3 protein-coding genes are annotated in these 2,817 nt (G+C 70.4%); all 3 read left to right on the top strand.

What is annotated here, in order from left to right:
* Positions 1-120 precede the first annotated feature (120 nt).
* Complete coding sequence (ettA, locus tag ACFU99_RS39830) at positions 121-1,785, top strand: energy-dependent translational throttle protein EttA (protein WP_384402486.1); 1,665 nt, start codon at positions 121-123, stop codon at positions 1,783-1,785.
* A 2-nt stretch (positions 1,786-1,787) separates the two neighbouring features.
* Positions 1,788-2,228, top strand: a complete 441-nt coding sequence (locus ACFU99_RS39825) for an acyl-CoA thioesterase (RefSeq protein WP_384402483.1) — start codon at positions 1,788-1,790, stop codon at positions 2,226-2,228.
* The coding region (locus tag ACFU99_RS39820) for a hypothetical protein (RefSeq protein ID WP_384402480.1) at positions 2,225-2,817 on the top strand (593 nt) is incomplete at its 3' end. The genes ACFU99_RS39825 and ACFU99_RS39820, both read left to right, overlap by 4 nt.

Raw genomic sequence — 2,817 nt, 5'->3', positions numbered from 1 at the left:
GCCCCGGAGCACGAAGGCGCTCCGGGGCCGCGGCGCCGCTACTGGTTTCCGCCCGAGGGCGGCCGTACGGCAAGATGGTGTGTAATCTCTGCCCGCTCATCGATTGCCGGACGGTTTCTCTTGGCTGAGTACATCTACACGATGCGCAAGACGCGCAAGGCGCACGGCGACAAGGTCATCCTCGATGACGTGACGCTGAGCTTCCTGCCCGGTGCGAAGATCGGTGTGGTCGGCCCCAACGGCGCCGGTAAGTCCACCGTCCTCAAGATCATGGCGGGGTTGGAGCAGCCCTCCAACGGCGACGCGTTCCTCTCGCCCGGCTACACCGTGGGCATGCTCCTCCAGGAGCCGCCGCTGGACGAGTCCAAGACCGTGCTGGAGAACGTCCAGGACGGCGCGGCCGACACCATGGCCAAGCTCAAGCGCTTCAACGAGGTCGCCGAGCTGATGGCGACCGACTACTCCGACGAGCTGCTCGACGAGATGGGCAAGCTCCAGGAGCAGCTCGACCACGCCAACGCCTGGGATCTCGACACCCAGCTCGAACAGGCCATGGACGCCCTCGGCTGCCCGCCCGGCGACTGGCCCGTCACCAACCTCTCCGGCGGTGAGAAGCGCCGCGTCGCGCTCTGCAAGCTGCTGCTGGAGGCCCCCGACCTGCTGCTCCTCGACGAGCCCACCAACCACCTGGACGCCGAGTCCGTGCAGTGGCTGGAGCAGCACCTCGCCAAGTACCCCGGCACCGTCGTCGCCGTCACCCACGACCGGTACTTCCTCGACCACGTCGCCGGGTGGATTCTCGAACTCGACCGCGGCCGTGCCATCGGTTACGAGGGCAACTACTCCACGTACCTGGAGACCAAGCAGACCCGTCTCAAGGTCGAGGGCCAGAAGGACGCCAAGCGCGCCAAGCGGCTCAAGGAAGAGCTGGAGTGGGTCCGCTCCAACGCCAAGGGGCGGCAGGCCAAGTCCAAGGCGCGACTGGCCCGTTACGAGGAGATGGCGGCCGAGGCCGACAAGATGCGGAAGCTGGACTTCGAGGAGATCCAGATCCCGCCGGGCCCGCGCCTGGGCTCCGTCGTCGTCGAGGTCAGCAACCTCTCCAAGGCGTTCGGCGACAAGGTTCTCATCGACGACCTCTCCTTCACGCTGCCGCGCAACGGCATCGTGGGCATCATCGGCCCCAACGGCGCCGGCAAGACCACGCTGTTCAAGATGCTCCAGGGCCTGGAGACCCCGGACTCCGGCACGATCAAGATCGGCGAGACCGTCAAGGTCAGCTACGTCGACCAGAGCCGCGCCAACATCGACCCCAAGAAGACGCTGTGGGCCGTCGTCTCCGACGAGCTCGACTACATCAACGTCGGCCAGGTCGAGATGCCCTCCCGCGCGTACGTCAGCGCCTTCGGCTTCAAGGGCCCGGACCAGCAGAAGCCCGCGGGCGTCCTCTCCGGCGGCGAGCGCAACCGCCTCAACCTGGCGCTCACCCTCAAGGAGGGCGGCAACCTGCTGCTCCTCGACGAGCCGACCAACGACCTCGACGTCGAGACGCTGTCCTCGCTGGAGAACGCGCTGCTGGAGTTCCCCGGCGCCGCGGTGGTCATCTCCCACGACCGCTGGTTCCTCGACCGGGTCGCGACCCACATCCTCGCCTACGAGGGCGAGTCCAAGTGGTACTGGTTCGAGGGCAACTTCGAGTCGTACGAGAAGAACAAGATCGACCGGCTCGGCGCCGACGCGGCCCGTCCGCACCGGGCGACCTACAAGAAGCTCACGCGGGGCTGACCGTGGCGCGCCATCTCTACTCCTGCCCCCTGCGCTGGTCCGACATGGACGCGTTCGGCCATGTGAACAACGCCGTCTTCGTCCGCTATCTGGAAGAGGCGCGGATCGACTTCATGTGGCGGCTCGCGCCGGGGGAGGGGAGCGCCTCGTTCTCGGGCGGGTCCGTCGTGGCCCGGCACGAGATCAACTACCTGCGTCCGCTGGTGCACCGGCATGCTCCGGTGACGGTCGAGACATGGGTGACGAAGATAACCGCGGCCTCCATGACGGTCGCCTACGAGGTCAAGGACGAGGACGAGGTGTACGTGCGGGCCTCGACCGTCGTCGTGCCGTATGACCTGGAGGCCGGCAGGCCGCGGCGGATCACCGCCGAGGAGAAGGCGTTCCTGGAGGAGTACCGGGAGCAGCCCGGCGGCGCGCCGGGCGAGGCCGTCGCGGCATGACGGCGCCCCAGCAGCGGCTGCGGTTCGCCGACGCCGGGGAGGCGGCCGACCTGGCCGCCTTCCTCGCCCGGCTGATCCACTACGACCGGGCGGCCGCTGTGCGCCTCCAGGCGGGCGGCGGACCGGACGGCGGGGCCCTCGCGGTCTTCGGCCGCCCGCCGTCCTTCGAGGTGCTCGCCATCCGCACGGCCAGGCTCGCGGCCGCTCCCGCGCCGTCGCCCGCCGGCGGGCCGCTGGACCTCACGGTCTCGGCGGGGCAGCTCGCGGACGTCCTGGACGCCGGGGCCTCGGCGGCGGCCGTCGACGTCGACGTGCCCGAGGCGGTCACTGGGCCGCCGTGGGCCGGGGTGCTGCCGCCGCGCGGCGGCTGGCGGCGCGTCGAGGGGCTGCCGGGCACGGACGAGGTGCGGGCGGCCGTCGCCGCCGCCGTAGCCGAGTTCCGCGCGCGCGACGAGGCGCTCCCGCAGGAGCGGCGCACGCGCGCCGAGCGCGACCGCATCGGCCGCGAGATCTGGTCCCGGACCCTCGGCGGCACGGGGCTGCCGCTGCGCGCCGTGCACGCCGCGCAGTCGCTGGGTTTCCTGCGGCC

The organism is Streptomyces sp. NPDC057654, assembly GCF_042800135.1.
Taxonomy (GTDB): domain Bacteria; phylum Actinomycetota; class Actinomycetes; order Streptomycetales; family Streptomycetaceae; genus Streptomyces.
Note: the sequence above shows the minus strand (reverse complement) of the source record. Positions and strands in the feature narration are given on the sequence as shown.